Raw genomic sequence first — 23,527 nt, 5'->3', positions numbered from 1 at the left:
CCAATAGAAAGTTTTTGGAGTCACATAAAAGAAGAATATTTCCAATTTCACAACCGTATAACCAAGAACGAAATGAATAGCGAGATTGAGGAGTGTATCAATTGGTATAACTTCAATCGCCGCCAATTAACACTAAAAGGCATGACTCCGATAGAATATCGAAATCATGCCTCAAATAAGATTGCCTAATTTTAATTATTTAACTGTCCGCTTGACACGGAGTAGCTCCCAAGAAATCGAAATTATCGCCGCACTTTTTTGATTATTTTACTTCTTTAAACTAATTTTGTATTTTTCGCGTTTTGTAAAGTCAATGACCCATTCATCACTGGCGAAGTTGCATCAACTACCGTAGGATTAGTGAAAATCTCCAACATTTCCATAAAACTATCAGCAGTATTCTCGCGATTCAAGTCGGCAAGTTTCATCCAGAACACCTTGCCTTCCTTATCAATGGGGTGCTCAGTGATTTCACCGGAGAATGAACTAGTTCGGTACAAAAAACCAATTCTGCGGTAGGCAGGATCATCACTGTTCCACTCAACGGTTCCGCACATTTCAAGGTTTGAAACGGTAATACCAGTTTCTTCATACACTTCACGAATGATGGCGTCTGATAAGGATTCGCCTTTTTCTACGTGACCACCGGGAAAAGTATGGCCAAACTTCCAATCAACGTCAGTCTTATCCTCAACGATAACCTCTTGAGTTTCTGGATTATAGACCATGCACATGTTTACCATTTCAATATGTTCAGACCGTGAGTATGTCAATCGAATCACCTCATATTAGATTTTGTGATTTCAGTATACTCTCATGGCTTAGAAAACCGAATAGCAAATCACAGGTCGTGATCCTTGGTAGCAGTAAGGTGGCCTAACTGACCGCGGAATTCCTTGGAATACATTTGCATGTCGGTTCGATAATCAGCGATATCCTTCGCTAATTTAACGGTGTAGTCAGCTTCTTCACCATGTTCACCTTTATCCAAACCAATTTCCTCTTCGTGGCGGTCAACTCGCATTGGCATGATTGCTGCGAGGACTTTTATAATGATGGAAACGAAAACGGCAACCATAACGATAGTGATTCCAGTAGCAAGAAGTTGAACCCCGAGTAAATGGAACCCGCCGCCATAGAACAAGCCGTTATGAGTAACTACTGGGTTGACGTCCTTAGTGGCGAATAATCCGGTAGCGATACTACCAATGATTCCACTAATTCCGTGACAACCGAAGGCATCAAGAGCATCGTCGACACCGATTCGATCTTTCAATTGAGTAACGAAGAAGTAGCTAGCAAGCGTGCCGAGAATTCCAATCACAAATGCTCCGGCAATGGTAACGTAACCTGCGGCTGGAGTGATTGCAACCAGTCCACAAAGAGTACCGGTACATACACCTACTAGAGTAGGCTTCTTATCAATCAGCATATCAAGGAACATCCAAGTGATCATCGCTGTTGCGGTAGAAACCGTAGTGGTAATGGTTGCTGAAACAGCAACTGAGTTAACCGCCAGGGCTGAACCGGCGTTGAAACCATACCAGCCAATCCATAGAATAGCGGTTCCCATAAGGACCCAAGGCAAGTTATAGTGAGTGTGTGGAATATCACCATAGTTGATTCGCTTACCAAGGAAGTAGGATAGAACAAACGCAGTAATTCCGGCGTTAATATGAACAACGGTACCACCGGCAAAGTCGAGGGTGCCTAGTGAGGCTAAGAATCCGTTTGGACTCCAAACCATATGCACCATTGGGTAGTAGACGAGAATTGACCAGAGAACCAAGAATACTAATAGGAAGTTAAACTTGATCCGACCAACGACAGCTCCAACAAATAGGGCTGGGGTAATGATGGCGAACATCATCTGGAAGAGTGAGAAGACTCCCTCAGGAATTTTGGTAGCGGTGAGGCTCTCCAAATTGACGCCATTCATAAAGAAATTTTTCAAGTCCCCAATGAACCCGAAATGATTACCACTGAAAGAAAGTGAGTAACCAAAGATGATCCAGAGTAGGATAGCAGCTCCGGTCATGATAAACACGGAGAGCATCGTATTGACAACGTTTCTCCGGGAAACAAGACCCCCGTAGAAAAATGCCAAACCTGGGGTCATGAACAAAACAAAAATACTAGAAAAAATTACGAATGAAGTATTTGCGAGATTCATAAAACCGCTCCTTTGATTTAATGTTATGAATTCTAACATTGGCGATTTTATTAGTCTAGTGGAAATCTCTACATGTCATATACCATTTAATTTAGTCCTCGCTAAGAGTCTATTAATATAGCAAATGAAAGGGGTACACAATTGCCAAAAAAATATTTTCAAGTGGACAATGTAGTGTTAACTTGTATGACATCTTAGAGTTTTATTAAAATGGTCTGAGAGCGATTCTAATTACGTTTTAAAAGACGGCAGGGCGAAAAGCCCTGCCGTCTTTATTAGTTTACAGATTATCAATTGCTTTGTTAATTGGGGTATCCCCGTCACTCATTTCGATTACTTGGCGGATAGATGAACTGTTTTTTGCCAATTCAATCAGTACTTCCGCTACGTTTTCAATACTATTTTCTTTCGTTGCAAACTCACCAAGAGTAACCTTGCCACTTCCTTTAGTTTCGGTCAGAGAGGTTGGCTGGAGAATTGTGTAGTCTAAGTCAGTGTTGTTCATTAGCCACTTGTCGGCGTAATGTTTGGCGATTAGATAGTTGGTTAATGGTGATGCGTCTGGTTCGCTGAAGGCTTCGAGGTCAAGGGATGCTCGGGAGCTAAGCATGATGAATCGTTTAATTCCTTTATGTTCAGCTGCCCTCATTACCTTAACGGCTCCGTTGAGGTCGACTTGAAGCAAGTCCTTGCCACCAGAACCAGCAACAAAGATGATTACGTCACTGTCGGGAATGGCGTTGGTAATTGCTTCTGGGGAAAGATGGAGATCTAATTCAAACGGTGAAATGTTTTCTCCGGTTGGCACCTTTTCTGGCTTTCTTGCACCAGCAAAAACTTCGTCCTCTGAGTTATCAGCTAGTTTTGAAATAATTGTGCGACCAACTCTACCAGTTGCTCCAATTACTGTGATTTTCACGGCATATTCCTCCTATTTATTGAATGTCTACATTATAACGGCTTGATCGATAACAACCAACTAACTCACTTTTTCTTGACGGTAATCAATTATTTACGTCTGCTAATCAAATACAATAAATTTGTAAAGTTGAAAGGAGCGGGGAAAATGATGAAATTCATAACGAAACATTCTAATCAAATCACGGGCGTTACGGGGGCCTTGATTGTCCTGGGATTTATGGGTCGCCTGATTAAAGTTGAACCGGTTGAGATTGCTGCCTTTGCGGTTGCTTCGGTTATCGCTGCGGTGCCAATAATTTTAAGAGCGTGGTCAGCTTTGAAGTACAAAACTATCAGTATTGAGTTGCTGGTATCGATTGCGGTTATCGGTGCGTTTGCAATCGGTGAGTTCGAGGAATCGGCGGTAGTTACCTTCCTATTCTTATTCGGCTCATACTTGGAAAATAAGACGCTTAAGAAAACCAGAAACTCGATCAAGTCACTGACTGAAATGGCACCCACCACGGCTTTGGTGGTTAGTGAAGATGGTTCGGTTGAGGAAGAAGACGTTGACTTTGTGGATGTTGACGATGTGGTTCTCGTTAAGACGGGAGCCCAGGTTCCAGTTGATGGTGAAATTGTTTCTGGTCACGGTAATTTGAACGAGGCTAGTATTACTGGTGAATCCAAACTAGTTTCAAAGGGGATCGACGATGAAGTGTTCTCCGGCACTATTTTGGATAACGGTTCAATTAAAGTTAGGGCAACCAAGGTTGGTGAGGATACCACGTTTGGCAAGATTATTGACCTGGTGGAAGAAGCTCAGGATACAAAATCGACTGCGGAAAAGTTCATTGACCAGTTCGCAAAATACTACACACCTGGAGTTTTGGTAATTGCTCTGATTGTTGGTTTGATAACGCGAGATTTCCGGTTAGCCATCACCGTTTTGGTACTTGGTTGTCCCGGGGCCTTGGTCATCGGAGCTCCAGTCTCAAACGTTGCCGGAATTGGGAATGCTGCCAAGAATGGCGTTTTGATCAAGGGTGGCGAAGTGATGAATGTCTTCAGTAAAGTCGACACTTTGCTATTTGATAAAACGGGAACCATTACAAAGGGTGAAACGCGCGTTGCGGCCAGCCTTGATGTAGAGCCAAAGAGCGAATATCTGCCACTATTAGCTAGAGTGGAATCGGAATCTGACCATCCTCTTGGAATGGCGATTGTCAGTTATGCCGATGATAGTGATGTGAATTATCATGACCTTCCACTTCACGATATTGATACGGTTAAAGGTAAGGGAATCAAGGCGGAAGTTGATGGCCGTCAAGTGCTGATTGGTAGTCGGAGTTTATTAGCTGATGCCGGAATTGAATTAACGACTGACCAAGCTGATTACCTTAGTTCACTTCACGAAAAGGGAAATTCATCAGTCTTGATGGCAATTAATGGTCGATTAGCAGCCATTCTTGGTGTTGCCGACATTATTCGTCCTGACGTAAAGGAAACTTTGAAGAAACTGAAACAGTTGGGAATCAAGCAAACGGTCATGTTGACTGGTGATAACGAAAAGACTGCTCGGGCAGTTGCTAATCAAGTTGGCATTGATGAAGTTCAAGCTCAGTTGCTCCCAGAAGATAAGGTTGAAGTAGTTAAAAAGCTTCAAGCCGAAGGAAAAACGGTCGCCTTTATTGGTGATGGTATCAACGATAGCCCATCGCTGACGACAGCGGACATTGGAATTGCCATGGGAACTGGGACTGATGTCGCTATCGACACCTCGGATATTGTTTTAATGACTTCAAGCTACGACGAACTGTATCACGGGTTTGCGGTTTCAAAGAAAACGGTTCTCAATACCAAGGAAAATATCGTGATTGCGATTGGAACGGTGGCATTCTTATTGATGGGGTTAATTGCCGGTTTTATCTACATGGCTAGTGGAATGTTTGTCCACGAAGCAAGCATTCTAGTCGTGATCTTCAATGCTATGAGATTGATTAAATTCAATACTAAACCAAAACAAGTTGATGAAAAATTGACGGATATCAATTCAATCAGCGAACCAATCAAGTAAGATTTAGGTATAGAAAACGAATGAGGAGGAAATCATCATGAGTAAAGCAATTATGCAATTAGACGAACTTTCATGCCCATCATGTTTGCAAAAGATTCAGGGCGCCCTCGAACAACAACCAGGGGTAGAAAATGTAAAGGTGATGTTCAACGCCGCCAAGGTTAAAACTGAATTCAACAATGACCAAGTTCAATCAGACCAACTGTCAAAGGTTGTCACTGATTTGGGTTACGAAGTGCAATCAATCAAGGTTAAGGAATAGGGAGGAACGAACATGACAACTGCAACAGCGAAAGAGCTATTTGAAGAAGAAGTAAAGCAAGCTGATATTGATCACCACACCCCAACTGCTGGGGCCATGACCTCACACGTAGTAAGCAACTTGGTTGTTTTGGCTACTAAGCTCCAGATGGCAAAGTGGTACGTTAAGGGAACGGAAACCGTAACACTAAAGAAGTTCTATAGTCGGTTGCTGGATCAAGCGAGATACCAAACTGATACCCTTGGTGCCACACTGCTGGATGAAGGTGAGATCACCCCATCGACTACCAAGGAATTTACGGAATATACCATGCTGACTGAAAATGGTCAGGATAAGTATGAAGATGAAAAGGTAGTTTTGGAAGGATTGCTAGCAGACTTCAACACAGAGAATATGTTTGTCACGAGAGCGATCAAGTTAGCCCAAAAAGAAGATAAACTGGTGTTAGCCCAGGAATTAACTAATCTACTCGCTGCTAATCAGCACAATATCCAGACGTTGAGTGCAATGCTTGGCGATTGGAAGATTGCGACGGATGAGGATGACGAGGACTAGAATCGAGAGATTGTAGTAATGATCTAAGTTAAATGAAGCTTCGATGTTAATAAGCATCGAGGCTTTTTTGTGTTGTAGAGAAATATTAGTACAAGCGATTTGAAACTAAGAAAATATGGCGTTAGGTGAAATGATGTCCCTAACAGACTAAGTGGTACCTTCATCACAAGCAACCTAACTAATCGTAAATTCACATGGCCATCGGCGACTGGATAATTATGTATAAGTCATGGATGATCATTGACGATGAAGGGATATTTATCAACCGGAGTATAGCGGGAAACCGGTAACCATTATAGAGCAACACTAATCAGCAGTGAGGTTATCGTTATGAGTTCACTCATTACGATAAGGCCTGACTTTGAAATTTTCGCTTTTTGAAAAGTTCAAAGCTGTGCCCACTGCGTTCCATTAGTGTTGCTGATAAATGGTTACCTCGTGTCCCCATGTCCGATATCACTAATAATCAATAGTAAAACACGAACTATATAAACTTTACATAGTAATTATTCAGTAAAATATTAAAAATCCGAACGATTGGTATTGACTTTCACTGTAATGTTAATTATTATTAAATCACCAATAAAAATTGAGGTGTAAATCAATGACAATACAAGTTGGAATTGCGATGGGATCAGTATCTGACTGGGATACCATGCAGCGAACCTGCGCAGTTTTGGATAGTCTAAAGATTGGTTACGAAAAGCGCGTTATCTCCGCACACCGGATGCCGGATGAACTCACCGAATTCTCCAAGAATGCCCGTGATAACGGCCTTAATGTCATCATTGCTGGCGCTGGTGGTGCCGCTCACTTACCTGGAATGCTTGCTGCGAACACTACATTACCAGTGATTGGGGTACCAATTAAAACCCGAACATTAAACGGAATGGACTCACTACTTTCAATCGTCCAAATGCCGTTTGGGGCTCCCGTAGCAACCGTTAGCATTGGTGACGCTGGTGCAAAGAACGCCGCTTTACTAGCAGCTCAAATTTTAGCAACGAACGATAAGAACGTAGAATCCGAACTTTCCGCATTTAAGGAAAAACAACGTGAGGAGGCAAAGCAAAGTGAAAGCCGCCTCAATTAAGCAAATATTACCACCAGCAACCATTGGGATCGTTGGTGGTGGGCAACTTGGGCAAATGATGGCCCTCTCGGCTAAGGCAATGGGATACAAAGTTGGAGTATTGGATCCAACCCCTTCTGCCCCAGCTGGTCAAGTTTCTGATTTTCAAATCGTAGCTGAGTACGACGACGAAGAAGCGGTTTTAGACCTCGCAAAGAAGGCTGATGTTCTCACATATGAGTTTGAGAACGTCGACGAAAACACCTTGAAAGAAGCGAGTGAGTTTGTTGAAATTCCTCAAGGAACTGAATTACTGCGAATCACTGGCGATCGGTTCAACGAAAAGAGTTTTCTAAAGGATGTTGGAATTCCGGTAACGGATTTTGCCTTAGTAACTGATAAAGCCAGCTTTGAAGCGGCAGTTAAAGCAGTAGGAATGCCCGCAATCCTCAAAACCTCAACCGGTGGCTACGATGGTCACGGTCAATTTGATGTTAATTCCGAAGCCGACTTTGACGCTGCTGCTGAACTTTACACCAAGACAACTTGTATTTTAGAAGCCCGCAAGCAATTTAAGGCGGAAGCTTCAATCATGATCACCCGCGACCGTAACGGCAAGACAATCGTCTTTCCCCTAGTCGAAAATATCCACAAGAACCACATTCTTCATACCACTATTGCTCCAGGCAGATTTTCAGCCAAGGTTCATCAACTCGCAAACCATATCGGAAATGTGATTGCTGACAAACTAAACTTGTACGGAGTCCTTGGCGTCGAACTATTCGTCATCGATGACGAACACGTTGTTGTAAATGAATTGGCTCCACGGCCTCATAATTCAGGCCATTACACAATTGAGGCCTGCAACGTTTCTCAGTTTGAAGCTCACATTCGTAGTATCTGTGGGTTGCCAATCCCTGACGTTACTTTGAACCAACCAGCAGTAATGAGAAATCTACTGGGAACCGATTTAACGCTAGCCCGTGAACAGCTAACAAAAGCTCCAGACTGGCATTTCCACGATTATGGTAAAGCTGAGATCAGACCCCAACGAAAAATGGGGCACGTTACGGTTCTCGGTGATGATATCGACCAACTACTTAAATCAACTGCAATGTTAACCGGCGAAAACTAAAGGAGTTCATCATGACAGAAATCACAAAGACTGACTTAATGTACCAAGGTAAAGCAAAGGAAATGTTCGCAACCACTGACCCAGAAACTGTTTGGGTTCACTACATGGATCAAGTTACTGCATTTAACGGTAAGAAAAAGGTTCAGATGAAAGGAAAGGGCGAAACTAACTGTCGAATTTCAAGCATTATTTTCAGCGACCTTGCCGCTCACGGAATCGAAAACCATTTCATCAAACAACTTGATTCAAACAATCAACTTGTAAAGCGGGTTAAAATCATTCCCCTTGAAACAGTTGTTAGAAACATGGCTTCAGGAAGTTTTGAACGGAAATTTGCTGCAGAACACCTGATGAAGTTTGAAAAACCAGTCACTGAATTCTTCTATAAGAGTGATGAGCTTGATGATCCGTTCATCAACGATTCCCAAGCTGAAGCGCTTGGCGTTGCTACTCCGGCCCAGATGGACTTCATGAAGCAGACTGCACTCAAGGTCAACGACCGGTTAAAGGCAATCTTCGCTGATATGAATATTGACTTGGTTGATTTCAAGGTTGAGTTTGGTGTAGATGGTGATGGAAAGGTTATCCTCGCTGATGAAATCTCACCAGACAGTTGTCGGTTGATTGACCGCGACACCAAGAAGTCCCTTGATAAGGACGTATTCCGTAAAGGGCTTGGCGAATTAGTTCCCGTATATGAAGAAATTTTGACTCGTTTAGAGAAAGCTGAGGAGGCTTAATTATGTATTTAGCAAAGGTCTATGTAACTTACAAACAATCAATTTTGAATCCAGAGGCGGAAGCCATTAAGGATGCAGTCGTTCGAATGGGTTATGACGATGTTAAGGACTTGACCCTTGGTAAGTACTTTGAAGTCAAAATCGACGGCACTAACGTTGAACATGAAATCGACGAAATCTGTGACAAACTGTTGGCTAACGTCAACATGGAAAGTTACCGTTACGAGATTGAAGAACTGGAGGCAGCCAAGTGAAATTTGCAATTTTGAGTTTTCCCGGATCAAATTGTGAGATGGATCTATACCACGCCATCAATGATGTGATGGGTGAAACAGCTGAATTAGTATCATTCAAAAAGGATTCGCTTGATGATTATGATGCTGCGCTAGTTCCCGGCGGGTTCTCATACGGTGATTACCTTCGGGGCGGGGCCATCGCCCGTTTCTCACCAATCATCAAGGCTTTAGGTGAGTTTGCTGATACTGGCAAACCGGTTCTTGGTATCTGTAACGGTTTCCAAATTCTAACCGAAGCAGGATTACTACCAGGCGTTCTTCAAAAAAACACCTCAGCTAAGTTTGTTTGCAAACCAGTCGAATTATACGTAAACAACAACGACACCGTTTTTACTAACCAATATGAAAGTGGTCAAACAATTACGTTACCAGTCGCCCACGGTGAGGGTAACTACTTCTGCGACCAGGAAACCTTGAAGGACTTGGAAGCAAATAACCAAATCGTATTTAAATACCGAGATAACCCAAATGGGAGTGTTGAAAACATTGCCGGGATCATCAACAAGGCCGGTAACGTTCTTGGTATGATGCCCCACCCAGAAAGAGCCGTCGAAGAACTACTTGGTTCAGCCGATGGTAAGGGAATGTTTGAGTCGATTATTAACAGCATGGTAAGCAGAGGAATTGTTTATGAATAATAACGAAGTAACGCCAACCGCAATTAAAGACGATAAAATCTATAAAAACATGGGCCTTTCAGACTATGAATACCAACTGATCAGCGAAAAGGTGTTGGGTCGCGAACCTAACTATACTGAAATTGGTCTTTATTCAGGGATGTGGAGTGAACATTGTTCTTATAAGAATTCCAAACCAGTGTTGAAGAAGTTCTATTCTAACTCAGACCGGGTTGTTCAGGGACCTGGTGAGGGTGCTGGAATTATTGATATTGGTGATGGCAAGGGAATCGTGTTCAAGGCCGAAAGCCATAATCACCCCTCAGCCGTTGAGCCATTTCAAGGGGCAACCACTGGAGTTGGTGGCATTCTTCGGGATATCTTCTCAATGGGAGCTCGGCCAATTGCTTGTCTTGATAGTTTGCGATTCGGTGAACCTAAGACTCAAGCCGATAGTTACTTTATTTCAGAAATCGTTGCTGGAATTTCAGCATACGGAAACTGTATCGGGGTGCCAACCGTTGGTGGTGATATCGCCTTTGATGACGCCTACGAACACAACCCATTGGTCAACGTAATGTGCGTTGGTTTGATGGACCTCGATAAGATTAAAGTTGGTAAGGCTGCCGGTGTCGGCAACAGTATTATCTATGTTGGGGCTAAGACTGGTCGGGATGGTATCAACGGGGCATCATTCGCCTCAGCGCAATTCGATTCAGAACATGAAAGTCAACGGTCAGCCGTACAGGTTGGTGATCCATTCACTGAAAAACTTGTAATGGAAGCCTGCCTCGACGTTATTAATAACCACGCCGATGCTTTGGTTGGAATTCAGGATATGGGAGCTGCTGGTCTTGTATCCTCATCAGCTGAAATGGGTTCAAAAGCTGGTGGTTACGGAATGGAATTAGATCTTGATTTAGTTCCCCAACGTGAAGAAGGGATGACTGCATTTGAATTGATGCTATCAGAATCCCAAGAAAGAATGCTTCTCTGTGTTAAGGCTGGTAGTGAACAAGAAGTATTGGATGTATTCGCTGATTATGGTGTTGAAGCCGTTGTGATTGGCCACGTTACTGAGGGCCACAACTACAAACTTCTCCATCATGGTGAAGTGGTTGCCGATGTGCCAGTGGACTCACTTGCTGCTGATGCTCCCGTATACCATCGTGAATCAGAAGAACCAGAACGACTAAAGTCAATGACTTCTCGCCAGTACGTTCCTCAAATCAAGAACCTTAATGAAACGGTTCTCGAAATTCTCTCCCAACCAACAATTGCTTCTAAACACAGCATTTACGAAACATATGATACTCAAGTTCAAACTAACACCGTGGTTGCCCCTGGTTCAGATGCCGCCGTTCTTCGTGTTCGCGGTACCAACAAGGCGCTTGCAATCACAACTGACGTTAATGGTCGCTACCTCTACTTGAATCCCCGCATTGGTGGTCAAATTGCGGTTGCCGAAGCCGCTAGAAACGTCGTTGCTTCAGGTGGGGTTCCAGTAGGAATCACTGATTGCTTGAACTTTGGTAATCCTGAAAAGACCGACCAGTTCTACGAAATGGATCAAGCGGCTATGGGAATGACTGATGCTTGCGAGCTCTTTGATACCCCAGTTATCTCCGGTAACGTATCACTTAACAATGAGTTCGATGACGTTGCTATTTACCCAACGCCAATGGTTGGAATGGTTGGTTTGATTGAATCACTTGATCACATTACCACCCAAGATTTCAAACACGACGGTGACTTAGTTTACGTTATTGGTGACACTAATGTTGACTTTAACGGTTCAGAAATTCAAAAGATGCAAACTGGAGCCATCAACGGTCAGTTGTTTGACTTCGACCTCCACACTGAATATAAAAACCAAAAGTTAGTTTTGACCGCAATCAAGAATGGCTTGATTCAAAGCGCCCATGATGTTTCGGAAGGTGGCTTAATTGTCACCCTTGCTGAAAGTACATTCGGTAATGGTTTGGGAATTGAGGCTAAGCTTGATATGACTGGCGCTGAGCTATTCTCAGAGACGCAATCACGGTTCGTTGTTTCCGTTTCACCTGAACATAAGGATGAATTTGAAAAACTAGCAGCCGGTAAGGCCACTCTGATTGGTAAGGTCTGCGACAGTGACCAACTCTTTATTCGTACGAACGATGATGTTGTTGATATGAAGGTTAGCGATGCTCTTGCAACATGGAAGGGAGCCTTAGAATGCAAACTGAAGTAAAAAGTTTAAATGAAGAATGTGGTGTGTTTGGCATCTGGGGTTCTAAGGATGCCGCTCAACTCACATACGTTGGCCTGTTTGCCCTTCAACATCGAGGCCAAGAAGGAGCTGGTATTACCGCTAATAATAACGGCGAACTTAAGACAAAACGCGGCTTTGGCCTGTTAACTGATGTCTTCACTTCTCAAAATGATGTGAAGGATCTACCTGGCGATGCCGCAATTGGCCACGTTCGCTACTCAACTGCTGGAAGTAACTTGTTGGAAAACATCCAACCACTACCCTTCAATTTTAGCGATTCCCAGTTTGCGATTGCCCATAACGGTAATTTAACTAACGCAATCACGATTAGAAAACAACTTGAAGCTAACGGTGCTATTTACCACTCAAGTTCAGATACTGAAAACTTGATGCACTTGATTCGCCTAAGTCGTAAACCAAACCTCGATGACCAAGTCAAAGAGGCCCTCAACACCGTAAAAGGTGGATTTGCTTACTTGGTAATGACTAATGACCGTATCTATGCAGCTCTTGATCCAAATGGGTTCCGACCACTTGTAGTTGGCCAGCTTCCTGATGGCGGTTATGTTGTTACTAGTGAGACCTGTGCATTGGATGCAGTTGGTGCTGAATTTAGATTCGACGTTCAACCTGGTCAACTGATTAAAATTGATGATAGTGGCATCACCGTGGATTCATATACGGACAATACCCAGTTAGCTATCTGCTCAATGGAATTTATCTACTTTGCCCGCCCAGATTCAGATATCTACGGCGTTAACGTTCACTCAGCACGTAAACGAATGGGCGAATTTCTGGCAAAGGAACAACCCGTCGATGCCGATATGGTGATTGGAGTACCAAACTCCTCACTATCAGCGGCCACGGGTTATGCCGAGGCTTCGGGTCTCCCCTATGAAATGGGTTTGATCAAGAACCAGTATTCAGCCAGAACGTTTATCCAACCAACCCAGGAGTTACGGGAACAGGGAGTCAACATGAAACTCTCAGCCGTTAAGGGGGTTGTTGCTGGCAAACGAATCGTCCTTGTTGATGATTCAATCGTTCGGGGTACAACCAGCAAGCGAATCGTTAAGTTGCTCAAGGACGCTGGTGCCCTTGAAGTTCATCTAAGAATTGCTTCACCAGCACTGAGATACCCATGCTTCTATGGGATTGATATCCAAACAACTCGGGAACTAATCGCTGCTAACCATACGGTTGAAGAAATGCGAGATATCTTTGGGGCCGACAGTCTCGGCTTTCTTAGTACCGATTCGCTGATCAAGGCGGTCAACCTTGATTCAGATGCTCCTAACCAGGGTCTCTGCGTTGCTTACTTCGATGGTAAGTACCCAACCCCACTTTATGATTATCAAGCTGAATATGATGCTGAACAGGCAAGATTACTTGAAACGAGGTAAGTAAATGGATGCATACAAGAAGGCAGGAGTCGACATTGATGCGGGTGAACAGTTAGTTGATTCCATCAAAGAAATGACCCACGATTCGGGCTTAGGTGCCTTTGGCGGGATGTTACCTCTCAAAGACTTTATGACTCCTGATCCAGTCCTAGTTTCTGGGACCGATGGCGTGGGAACTAAGCTGTTAGTTGCAAATCAGGCTAACAAACACAATACGATTGGAATCGATTTAGTCGCAATGTGTGTGAATGACGTTCTTGCTCAGGGAGCTAAGCCACTGTTCTTTCTCGATTATCTTGGCACTGGAGCACTGAAAACGATTGTCGCTAGCGATGTGATTGCAGGTGTGGTCGAAGGAACTAAGCAGGCTGGGGCTAAGCTCATTGGCGGTGAAACGGCTGAAATGCCTGCCATGTATGGTAATGGCCATTACGATTTGGCAGGGTTTGCGGTTGGAATTGCTGATCGGAGTGCCCTGTTAGACAAGAACGACGTGGCTGAAGGGGATGTCTTGATTGGAATTGATTCCAATGGATTGCATTCTAACGGTTACAGTTTGGTTCGCGATATTTTGTTTAATCAAAATGACGTCAAACTAACTGATATTATTGATGGTCACTCGTACGGTGAGGAACTTCTCAGGCCAACTAGGATTTATGTCAACAGCGTGTTGCCATTGATTCAGGATAAGCTAGTGGTCAGTGCTGCTCATATTACCGGTGGTGGCTTGCTCGATAACGTGGCTCGAATCTTACCAACTGGTTTGAATGCTGAAGTCGACAGTAGTAAGTGGAAGATTCCAGCTATCATGACCGAATTAAAGCGGTTAGGTGGGTTATCCGCAACCGATATGGAACGGACGTTTAACCTTGGAATTGGGTTCGTACTGGTTGTCAAACCAGAAAAGGTCGATGAAGTCCTCGCCAAGCTCGCTAACACTGACAATCACGCTCAAGTCATTGGCAGCATTACTCAGGGTAGTCAAAAAGTTATTATTAATGGAGATCATTAAATGAATAAAAAAAGAATTGCAATCTTTGCGTCAGGTGAGGGAACGAACTTCACAGCGCTGGCTGAAAGTTTTGAACGGGAAAACTTGCCAGTTTCAATTGAATTACTCGTTTGTGATCACAAAGATGCAAATGTTTTGAACCGAGCCGCAAAATTTAACGTGGATACTTTCGTAATTAACTTTAAGGAGTATCCAAACAAAGCTGCGGCTGAAGCAGTAATTCTTGAACAATTAGCAGCCAAACACATAGATTTTATTATTTTAGCCGGATACATGAGAATTTTGGGCAAAACGTTGTTGTCTAAGTATGAGGGCAAGACGATCAATATCCATCCTGCCCTGTTGCCAAACTTCCCCGGGCGTCACGGAATCGAAGATGCGTTTGAAGCGGGAGTCCCCGTTACAGGCGTTACGGTTCACTGGGTCGACTCCGGCATCGATTCGGGTAAAATTATCGCCCAACGGGAAGTGCCGGTGCATAAAGATGACCATCTCGACCAGCTTGAAGCCCGTATTCACGCTGTCGAGCACAAACTATATCCAGAAGTAGTCAAACAATTGGTTGAAGAAGGAGAAATATAATGGCAAGAAGAGCGTTACTAAGTGTTTCTGATAAGAGTAATTTAGTGGATTTTGCTAAGCAACTATTGGCGCAAGACTTTGAATTGGTTTCTACTGGTGGGACTAAAAAAGCCCTTGAAGATGCTGGCTTAACAGTTACTGGCGTTGAAGAAGTTACCGGTTTTCCTGAAATGCTTGATGGTCGGGTAAAGACTTTACACCCAAAGGTTCACGCTGGAATTCTTGCAAAGCGCGATGTGCCAGCCCACATGGCTGCTCTTAAGGAAAATGGCATTACGCCAATCGACTTGGTAGTTGTTAACCTTTATCCATTCAAACAAACGATTGAAAAGCCAGAAACCACTGAGGCGCAAGCGATTGAACAAATTGATATTGGTGGTCCTTCAATGTTGAGAGCTGCTGCTAAGAACTTCAAGGACGTTCTGACCGTTGTTGATTCGGCTGACTATAATGGGGTCATTGATGCTTTAACTAATAACACTGATGATTACGAATACAGAAAGCACCTTGCGGCTAAAGTTTTCCGTCACACAGCTGCTTACGATGCTATTATCTCTAACTACTTAACTGAGGAAGAATTTCCTGAGAACTTGACCGTAACGTTTGAAAAACAACAATCACTCCGTTATGGTGAAAATTCCCATCAAAAGGCGGCCTTCTACCGAAAAGCCATTCCGTCAAAACTCTCAATTATCGCAAACCAACTACATGGTAAGGAGCTTTCATACAACAACATCAAGGATGCTAACGCTGCCCTTAATATGGTTGCTGAATACGACGAACCAACCGTTATTGCTATGAAACACATGAATCCTTGTGGAGTTGGAGTTGCCCCAACTCTCAGCGAGGCCTGGGACGAAGCGTACGCATCAGACCCAATTTCAATCTTCGGTGGGATTATTGCCCTTAACCGCGAAGTTGACCTTGAAACCGCTGAAAAGATGCACAAACTGTTCCTTGAAATTATCTTGGCCCCATCATTCACTGATGAAGCCTATGATGTATTGGCAAAGAAGAAGAACCTTCGTTTGATTCAAGTTGATTTGAGTAATAAGGATAAAGCCGACCGCTTCGAACTGATTACCGTTTCTGGCGGGATGCTGATTCAAGAAACTGATAACGTGGTCGATCAAATTGATGAATTCAAGGTAGTTACCAAAACGCAACCAACTGAAAAACAACTTAAGGCTTTGCAATTTGGGCAACACGTTGTTAAGCACGTTAAGAGTAATGCGGTTGTTGTTACGACTGATACCAAGACCCTTGGAATCGGTTCTGGCCAACAAAACCGAATCGATTCAACCAAGATTGCCATCGATAAGGCAATGCCAAAGGATGGCTATGAGGATGCTATTTTGGCTTCTGATGCCTTCTTCCCAATGGACGACTGTGTTGAATTTGCTGCTAAGCACGGAATTAAGGCAATTGTTCAACCAGGTGGTAGTATCAAGGATCAGGACTCAATCGATATGGCTAACAAGTTTGGAATCGCCATGGTAATGACTGGCAGACGCCACTTCAGACACTAGGAGGAGTTAAGTGATGGCTAAGGTACTCGTAATTGGTTCTGGTGCACGTGAACACGCAATTGCTAAGAGTTTTTTAGATAGTGATCAAGTTGAAACGGTCTTTGTTGCCCCGGGCAACCCCGGAATGAAGCGGGATGGCATTGAAACGGTCGCCATTGGAGAACTGGATTTTGACGCTTTGATCAATTTTGCGAAGGAAAATCAAGTTGATTTAACCTTTGTTGGCCCTGAAGTGCCACTGGCTGCCGGAATCGTTGATGAATTTGAATCAGCGGGCTTGAAAGCCTTTGGCCCTAACAAACAGTCTGCTCAACTTGAAAGCGATAAGGATTTTGCTAAGCACTTTATGATGATGAATGGTATTCCAACAGCTCAGTTTGGTTCCTTTACTAACGAATCCGATGCAATCAAGTTTGCGGCCAAGTTTTCGTTTCCAGTTGTGGTCAAACAGACTGGTTTGGCTGCGGGTAAGGGAGTTGCCATTGCTCAAGACCAATCGGAATTGGAAACTGCCGTTACAGCTGCCATCGCGAGTGATGGCAGAGTTCTGATTGAGGAATTCATTAAGGGCGAAGAATTCTCAGTTATGGTGTTGCTGGGTGGTAAGAACCACATTCTCTTCCCAGTCTCCCAGGACCACAAGAAGATTTTTGCTAACGACGAAGGTCCTAACACTGGTGGTATGGGCGCATATTCCCCAGTCCCTCACGTTGATGATAAACTCGTATTGAAGACCATCAAAACGATTATTGATCCAACCATAGCTGGGTTAGAAAAGCAACAGTTACTGTTCAATGGGGTTATGTACATTGGCTGTATCATGGATGGTGACACACCAAAGGTAATTGAGTACAACTTGCGGTTTGGTGATCCTGAAACCCAAGTGTTACTGCCTCAACTAAAAACTGATTTCTATCATGTTATTACTGAACTGATGAATGGTCATCGTCCTGATGTGGACTTTCAGATGGATAGTTTCTACCTCGGGGTGGTGGTTTCCGCTCCGGGCTATCCTGAAAACCCTAAGCAAGATATTCCGATGCCAGATTTACCTGCTAACGTATATTACGCGGGGGTTCATGAGCAGGATGGCCAATTACTTAGCAAGGGTGGTCGGATTTTCACGATTTATGACCATGCCGCCACACTAAAAGAAGCCCAGCAAAAGGTATACGCTGAGCTTTCACAAATTAATTTATCTGATTTTTACTTTAGACCTGATATTGGGTACCGAGATTTATAAAACAAACTCCAATATACTCCGGTAGATTGGAGTTTTTTCTATTTTAATTTAATAGTAGAATAGAAACCAAAACGAAATGAAGTGATTATTATCCATATCGACTTGCTCCAATCAATTATCATTCTTTTTCCAGCCGGAATATTGGCTGGAATAATGAGTTCGACAACTGGAATGGCCTCCTTAGTTTCCTACCCAGCCCTACTTGCGGTTGGGATGCCGCCGGTGTTTGCCAATGTGACCAACACTGCTGCCTTGGTTCTCACGGGTGCTGGAGCTACCATATCATCACAACGCGAACTGAAACACCATTATGGTGATCTGATGAAGGTGATGCCACTCACGCTACTGGGAAGTATTCTTGGGGCAATTTTACTATTGGCTCAACCCGCTGATGCGTTTGAAAAAGTCGTTCCGTTCTTCGTGTTGGCGGCCGGGTTAGTATTGGCGTTTCCACCTTCTCACGCCGCAATCGAAGCCAGACAGGGTAGCAAACTACGCTCGTTTGGGTTCGACCTGATGATTGTTGTCGTCGGTGCCTATACTGGTTACTTCGGCGCTGCCGGCGGGGTCATGTTGCTGGCACTGTTATCTCGAAGTGGGAAGTATAAGTTCACGACTTATAATGCACTGAAAAACGTATCACTTGGAGCCTCTAACTTATTAGCTGCCATTATTTACGCGTTTAAATCCCATATCTATTGGTTACAGGTGATTCCCCTCGGAATTGGATTCTTTATCGGGGGTTTTCTGGGGCCAAAAATTGTGCGGTTGATTCCTGAGCGGGTGATGAAGGCCATCGTAATTGTTGGAGCTATTGGCCTTGCAACGTGGTTGTTCTTAGATGCTTATGGGTTCATCAATTAGTAAATTCCAAATTTTATGTCGAATCTCCCTCAATGCTATACTTTACTTATAGCATAGTGGGGGATTTTTATTATGGATTCTAAGAGAGCTGCTGAAATTAGGAACCTTAATACGAACGTCAGGGATGACCTTAACTTGGAGGTGCCAAACCTGCTTATTTTGGTTTGCGCTGTTATGGTTGCCTGTGTCGGTTTAAACATGGATTCTACCCCAATTGTGATTGGGGCAATGCTGATTTCACCAATGATGGGCCCAATCGTGGGGATAGGTTATGGAACGGGAATTGGTGATTCGAAATTGATTGCGACTGCTATCAGGTTATTTCTAGCAGAGGTTGGAATCGTTATTGTCGCGGCTAGTTTATATTTTTGGGTCTCTCCGCTCAAAGAACTGAACGACCAGCTCCTTGCGAGAACGGAACCAACGCTATGGGACGTTATTGTGGCCTTTTTTGGTGGAATCGCTGGAATTATAGGGGCTTCCAAGAAGGATGGTGGCAACGTTGTCCCAGGAGTTGCGATTGCTACGACGTTGCTACCACCGCTTTGTACAATTGGATTTGGAATCAGCCAATTCAATAGTCGTTACATCATTGGCGCGGGGTACTTGTTTTTGATCAACATCTTTTTCATTATTGTGGCATCAGTTATTGGGACGCTTTTTTTCAGAGCTAGGGGCGGTCAGTCAGTTGATTTTCCCATTAAACACCGAGTGACAATCATGGTAGTGGCAGTAATTATCGCAGTTCCCAGTTTTATTTCCGCTAGTCGAATCGTTAAGCAGACCTTTGTCGAAGCCCAGTTAAGTGAATTTATAGATAAGGAATTAGATGATGAGTACGTTATTGACCAATCGGTATCAAATAAAAAGGTCAATCTGGAATTGATCAGTAGTCATCTAAATAAGCAGGACATTAGCAGGCTAAAGGCCAAACTGAGTGACTACAATTTAGATGGCTATGAGCTGAATATTGACCAAATGAGTCGTGGCAATTACATCACCGTTAAGGAATTCAAGCAGTTTATGAAGGGAACAAACGCTAGTGAGGTCCCTATTACTAATAACGGTGATGAAGATAAACTACAAGATATTCAGTCTAAAATTGAAGCAAAATATAAGTCAGCCATTGATTTGAGTTTGATTGGTAAGTTAGGGGATGGCAGTGGTGATGCTAAGAATGCTTTGCTGATTCAATTAAAAACGCCAACCAAATCTCAGACTGACGGGATAAAAGCCGCGGCATTAGCTATGGCTGAAAAAGACGATATTAATCTACGGGTATATTTTGCAACCAAAAAAAGTGGCTAGATATGTCTCAGCCACTAATAACTTTAAATTTCTGTTTTTTCTTCTTGAGTTAGTTGGGATGTGAATCCAACCGCAATAGTTGCGATTAAAACAATCACTAAGCCGATAAATCCGCCATTAAAAATTGCTATCGTCCCATGATTACCACCACTAAGGGCACTGGCAAAGAACGGTGAGCTAAAGTTGGCTAAATTTGACATTACCATCATACACTTAGCAACGATGTCAGATTGGGAAGGGGCGGCTGCATCGCTAACGACTCGAAAAATAAACGGAACGTAGAGTCCAAATGATAGGCCAATTAAACTCGTACTAATGATCCCCGTAACCATAGTGGGGCTAAATGTTAGCATGCCAAACGATACCGCCATGAGGCCTGCTGCCATTGGTAGTAGCCAGTAACGTAATCGGTTATAGATATCGCCAAACGTGATTCCAGCAACGATCGTTAGAAGGGAAACTAAGCCGATTAGTAAGCTACTGGTACTGGTTGAGCAGATATGGTTTTCGAGTAAATAAGTTGGAATCTTTACGATGGCAATCATGTAGGCGACCATCAAGAAGAATAAGGTGATGCCGGCTGCGGCGATGATTTTCCAGTTAGTTTGCGTAGTGGATGTTGCGGTTTTCGTTTTTGAACTGGTCATTGATATTTCGGGAACGTTTCGCTGGTACAGATAAAGGATAACGATTGCGACCGCATAAATTGCAAAACTAGCTCGCCAACTGATTAGCAGTAGTGCTGATACTAGCAATGAGCCGACTAATGCCCCAATTCCCTGAAATGCGTTTTGCCAGCCAAGCAATTTTGATTGCTTATTGCCGGAGTACGATACGGTGATTAAGCTGACCGCAAGTGAATTGTACATACCTAGCCCTGCCCCTAATAGTGCTCGGGCAACCAGCAAAACGGTAATGTTGGGAGCTATTAGTGATAGACCCGTTGAGATAACTACCAGCCAGAGGCCAGTTAAGACGGTCTTTTTGGTGCCGATTTTCGCTACCATTATTCCGCTGATCAGGATAAAAATGGCCATCAAGAATGAAGGGATGGTCGATACTTGTTCAATCAGACTTTCTGACACGTGAGGGTATTCTCTGGCGATGGCAGGAATGGTTGGGGAGACGATTCCGGTAGCCATTGTCAGTAAGGAAAGTGACAAAATTCCGAGCGATTTGGGTTCGAATAGCTTTTGAGTTGGCGTGGGCATGATTGAGGGCCTTTCTGTGAATGATGACAGCTTTATGAAAACGCTTTTATCTTGTTATTTTCGCCCGTTTTGCCTTCTTTGTAAACGCTTTTTTAGCTAATTTTTGGTTGTTTTACTAAAAAGTGTAGTAGTGGTATCTATTTCGTATCAATATCACTGGTAAGTTGAAATCTGCACCAAATTAAAAAAGCTCGGCCGTGAGACAAAAAGCATATGAAGATGTTTTTGTCGTCTCACGCCCGAAGCAATATTTTTGGCTACTGTTTTACTAGTTGACTATATTTCTCTTTCAAACTTCTTAAATCCAAATAACTTATCAATTCTATCGAAGTATTCGGCTGGAATTTCCAAGTCGATTGCCTTTAGGTTGTTAGCCAATTGTTCTGGCTTTGATGCCCCGGTAATCAAACTGGAAATTCGGGGATCTCTCATGTCCCAAGCGAGGGCAAAGGTTGCCAAGTCGGTGTTTAATTCCTTGGCCATCTTATCCAACTCATCGACTTTCTTGAGGTTGTCATCCGTAATCATTGCCTTGAGGTCCTCTTGGAATGTGGCTCTTGAGCCAGCTGGAATTGGTTGACCAAGTCGGTATTTACCACTGAGCAGTCCTTGAGCCAGTGGTGAGAACGGTACGATACCCAATCCGAGTTCTTCACAAACATCCATCAGTTCGTGTTCGATGTAACGGTCAAACATGTTGTATTCAGGCTGAACCACACTCATTGGGTGCAAACCTAACCGTTCGATCACTAACTGAGCCTTTAGAATTTGGACTGGTCGCCACTCACTCACCCCGTAATAGAGAATCTTGCCTTGATCTACCAAGTTACTAAGGGCGGTCAATGTTTCTTCAAGGGGTGTGTCAGGGTCAAATCGATGACAGAAGTACAAATCAAGGTAGTCAGTTTGTAAGTTTGCAAGTGATTGATCTACTGACTCCATGATGTGCTTTCTAGACAAACCGTGGTCGTTGACTCCGGTGTCGGATGGGAAGAACACCTTACTGGAAATTACCAGTTCCTTGCGCGGAAATTGTTTCAAGGCTTTGCCCAAAAAACGTTCGGCTGCTCCTCGACTGTATACATCAGCACAATCAAAGTAATTAATGCCGTTTTCGTAGGCTTCCTTGATACTTTGAGCTGCAAGTTCTTGTTTATCTTCACTACTAACATCAGTCATCCAGCTTCCTAGGGCTAGTTCGCTGACTTTAAGGCCTTGTTTGCCTAATCGTCTATATTTCATCGGGATATCCGCTTCCTTTTTTAATAGGGTTGGTTTTATTATATTCTTCGTCAGGTGAAAAACGAATAGCTAACGAGGTATAAAACTGTATTTTTTAATGAAATTAAAAAAGGATGTTATTTTATTTTTTAGAATCTCTGTTGACAAACGCATTAAACGGGACTATCTTACTGTTAATCTAATTACATTAAAATTAGATTAATGTTATAGGAGGCGTATAGTTATGGATAATATGATTAAACAAAGTGGTACTTTTTTTGATGATAATGAAAGTTATCTAATTCGCCAAGAAGGCTTGCCGTCAACCTGTAGCTATGTGGTTACATATTTGTCAGGGGATGATGTTTGCTCAATTTCTCCTTTAGGATATATGACTGAATTGACATCAGGAACGCTTATTGGGATGGACTATGAAATAAGGACGGGAAATGGTCGTGTTGAAATACGGTCGAGTACCGGAGTTGTATTTAGATTAGGAAAACACTCGAGCTTTTCTATTAAAAAAACAATTGCTGGCGAATGTCCAGTTTATTACGGGAATGTTTTTATAAGTAACGATGAAGGGCAACAAGTACTGGGTGGTGGTAAGTATAGAACTAGCTGTTATGTTCCGGGTCATACTAATCTCTTAATAAAGCCTGTAACTGATACGATAGATTGTTATTATGTGTTGAATTATGACATTAACATAGTTGAGTTTGACGAAAACGGTAGACAGTTCTTTATTGATCATGCTGACCAATACACTAAGCTTGAATTATCCTTCGACGATTCTATGCCTATGCGAAAAAAGTATACAACATTAAGTAAACATGATTTGACTGATGATGAAATCACGGAACTATATACAGATTGGGTTTCTCCGGTCTTTTGGAGGTAGCTTATGAAAGCCTTGACTAATTTTCGTGAATACATATCGCTTTACTTTAAAAGCTTTGGCCTCTTTTGGAAATCATCTAGAAGCAGTAGTACCTTACTGCTTTTTTTAATTCCGATACAAGCTCTGTCTCCAGCGGTATTAATTCAGATATCCCAAATGATAATTGACTCGT

At 43.1% G+C, this 23,527-nt stretch carries 23 protein-coding genes; 18 read left to right on the top strand and 5 right to left on the bottom strand.

Going from position 1 to position 23,527, the window contains the following annotated elements; translation table 11 throughout:
• Positions 1-189 (top strand): IS3 family transposase (locus QOW94_RS07170; RefSeq protein ID WP_283679658.1); only part of this gene is annotated, 189 nt, incomplete at its 5' end.
• Between the two features lie 86 nt (positions 190-275).
• Here the strand turns inward: QOW94_RS07170 and QOW94_RS07165 are convergent.
• From QOW94_RS07165 to QOW94_RS07155, 3 genes are all read right to left on the bottom strand, one after another.
• On the bottom strand, positions 276-773 hold the full coding sequence (locus QOW94_RS07165) for an 8-oxo-dGTP diphosphatase (protein ID WP_283679657.1): 498 nt from the start codon (positions 771-773) through the stop codon (positions 276-278).
• A gap of 68 nt (positions 774-841) precedes the next feature.
• Positions 842-2,173 carry an ammonium transporter gene (locus QOW94_RS07160; protein ID WP_283679655.1) on the bottom strand — a complete coding sequence of 444 codons (1,332 nt, stop codon included), beginning with the start codon at positions 2,171-2,173 and terminating at the stop codon, positions 842-844.
• 280 nt (positions 2,174-2,453) lie between these two features.
• A complete protein-coding gene (locus QOW94_RS07155) occupies positions 2,454-3,092 on the bottom strand; it encodes an SDR family oxidoreductase (RefSeq protein ID WP_283679653.1) in 639 nt (212 codons plus the stop codon).
• A 147-nt stretch (positions 3,093-3,239) separates the two neighbouring features.
• Between QOW94_RS07155 and QOW94_RS07150 the strand changes: the two genes are divergently transcribed.
• The 16 genes from QOW94_RS07150 (at position 3,240) to QOW94_RS07075 (ending at position 20,022) form a co-directional block, all read left to right on the top strand.
• Positions 3,240-5,150 carry a heavy metal translocating P-type ATPase gene (locus QOW94_RS07150; protein WP_283679651.1) on the top strand — a complete coding sequence of 637 codons (1,911 nt, stop codon included), beginning with the start codon at positions 3,240-3,242 and terminating at the stop codon, positions 5,148-5,150.
• Positions 5,151-5,187: 37 nt separating this feature from the next.
• Positions 5,188-5,412: a heavy-metal-associated domain-containing protein gene (locus tag QOW94_RS07145; RefSeq protein ID WP_283679649.1), complete on the top strand. Its 225-nt coding sequence runs from the start codon at positions 5,188-5,190 to the stop codon at positions 5,410-5,412.
• Positions 5,413-5,424: 12 nt separating this feature from the next.
• The gene (locus QOW94_RS07140; protein WP_283679648.1) at positions 5,425-5,967 is read left to right on the top strand and encodes a ferritin-like domain-containing protein; all 543 of its coding nucleotides are present in this window, start codon (positions 5,425-5,427) and stop codon (positions 5,965-5,967) included.
• 604 nt (positions 5,968-6,571) lie between these two features.
• Positions 6,572-7,060, top strand: a complete 489-nt coding sequence (purE, locus tag QOW94_RS07135) for a 5-(carboxyamino)imidazole ribonucleotide mutase (protein WP_283679647.1) — start codon at positions 6,572-6,574, stop codon at positions 7,058-7,060.
• Positions 7,041-8,174 carry a 5-(carboxyamino)imidazole ribonucleotide synthase gene (gene purK / locus QOW94_RS07130; RefSeq protein ID WP_283679645.1) on the top strand — a complete coding sequence of 378 codons (1,134 nt, stop codon included), beginning with the start codon at positions 7,041-7,043 and terminating at the stop codon, positions 8,172-8,174. The genes purE and purK overlap by 20 nt, the downstream gene beginning before the upstream one ends.
• Before the next feature lie 11 nt (positions 8,175-8,185).
• Positions 8,186-8,914, top strand: coding sequence for a phosphoribosylaminoimidazolesuccinocarboxamide synthase (gene purC / locus QOW94_RS07125; RefSeq protein ID WP_283679643.1), 729 nt, complete (start codon positions 8,186-8,188; stop codon positions 8,912-8,914).
• Between the two features lie 2 nt (positions 8,915-8,916).
• Positions 8,917-9,168, top strand: a complete 252-nt coding sequence (purS, locus tag QOW94_RS07120; protein WP_283679641.1) for a phosphoribosylformylglycinamidine synthase subunit PurS — start codon at positions 8,917-8,919, stop codon at positions 9,166-9,168.
• Complete coding sequence (gene purQ, locus QOW94_RS07115) at positions 9,165-9,848, top strand: phosphoribosylformylglycinamidine synthase subunit PurQ (protein ID WP_283679640.1); 684 nt, start codon at positions 9,165-9,167, stop codon at positions 9,846-9,848. Before purS ends, purQ begins: the two co-directional genes overlap by 4 nt.
• Positions 9,841-12,060, top strand: a complete 2,220-nt coding sequence (purL, locus tag QOW94_RS07110; RefSeq protein ID WP_283679639.1) for a phosphoribosylformylglycinamidine synthase subunit PurL — start codon at positions 9,841-9,843, stop codon at positions 12,058-12,060. The genes purQ and purL overlap by 8 nt, the downstream gene beginning before the upstream one ends.
• A complete protein-coding gene (gene purF, locus QOW94_RS07105) occupies positions 12,045-13,484 on the top strand; it encodes an amidophosphoribosyltransferase (RefSeq protein WP_283679638.1) in 1,440 nt (479 codons plus the stop codon). Before purL ends, purF begins: the two co-directional genes overlap by 16 nt.
• Positions 13,485-13,488: 4 nt before the next feature.
• Positions 13,489-14,496: a phosphoribosylformylglycinamidine cyclo-ligase gene (gene purM / locus QOW94_RS07100; RefSeq protein WP_283679636.1), complete on the top strand. Its 1,008-nt coding sequence runs from the start codon at positions 13,489-13,491 to the stop codon at positions 14,494-14,496.
• Positions 14,497-15,078 (top strand): phosphoribosylglycinamide formyltransferase, encoded by a 582-nt coding sequence (gene purN, locus QOW94_RS07095; RefSeq protein ID WP_283679634.1) that lies wholly within the window; start codon positions 14,497-14,499, stop codon positions 15,076-15,078. It begins immediately after the preceding gene.
• Positions 15,078-16,607 (top strand): bifunctional phosphoribosylaminoimidazolecarboxamide formyltransferase/IMP cyclohydrolase, encoded by a 1,530-nt coding sequence (purH, locus tag QOW94_RS07090; RefSeq protein WP_283679633.1) that lies wholly within the window; start codon positions 15,078-15,080, stop codon positions 16,605-16,607. The genes purN and purH overlap by 1 nt, the downstream gene beginning before the upstream one ends.
• A gap of 13 nt (positions 16,608-16,620) precedes the next feature.
• A complete protein-coding gene (gene purD, locus QOW94_RS07085) occupies positions 16,621-17,850 on the top strand; it encodes a phosphoribosylamine--glycine ligase (protein WP_283679632.1) in 1,230 nt (409 codons plus the stop codon).
• Positions 17,851-18,003: 153 nt separating this feature from the next.
• Positions 18,004-18,714, top strand: a complete 711-nt coding sequence (locus tag QOW94_RS07080) for a sulfite exporter TauE/SafE family protein (RefSeq protein WP_502867256.1) — start codon at positions 18,004-18,006, stop codon at positions 18,712-18,714.
• Positions 18,715-18,786: 72 nt separating this feature from the next.
• Positions 18,787-20,022, top strand: a complete 1,236-nt coding sequence (locus QOW94_RS07075; RefSeq protein WP_283679630.1) for a TIGR00341 family protein — start codon at positions 18,787-18,789, stop codon at positions 20,020-20,022.
• Between the two features lie 23 nt (positions 20,023-20,045).
• Here the strand turns inward: QOW94_RS07075 and QOW94_RS07070 are convergent, their stop codons facing one another.
• Complete coding sequence (locus tag QOW94_RS07070) at positions 20,046-21,233, bottom strand: MFS transporter (RefSeq protein ID WP_283679628.1); 1,188 nt, start codon at positions 21,231-21,233, stop codon at positions 20,046-20,048.
• A 276-nt stretch (positions 21,234-21,509) separates the two neighbouring features.
• Positions 21,510-22,475 (bottom strand): aldo/keto reductase family protein, encoded by a 966-nt coding sequence (locus QOW94_RS07065; protein ID WP_283679626.1) that lies wholly within the window; start codon positions 22,473-22,475, stop codon positions 21,510-21,512.
• A 223-nt stretch (positions 22,476-22,698) separates the two neighbouring features.
• Between QOW94_RS07065 and QOW94_RS07060 the strand changes: the two genes are divergently transcribed.
• Positions 22,699-23,355: a FecR family protein gene (locus QOW94_RS07060; protein WP_283679625.1), complete on the top strand. Its 657-nt coding sequence runs from the start codon at positions 22,699-22,701 to the stop codon at positions 23,353-23,355.
• The last annotated feature ends 172 nt before the right edge of the window (positions 23,356-23,527 follow it).

The sequence above is a fragment of the Lentilactobacillus sp. Marseille-Q4993 genome, from assembly GCF_951230165.1.
Classification (GTDB): Bacteria; Bacillota; Bacilli; order Lactobacillales; family Lactobacillaceae; genus Lentilactobacillus.
This window is presented reverse-complemented; position numbering and strand designations above follow the sequence as displayed.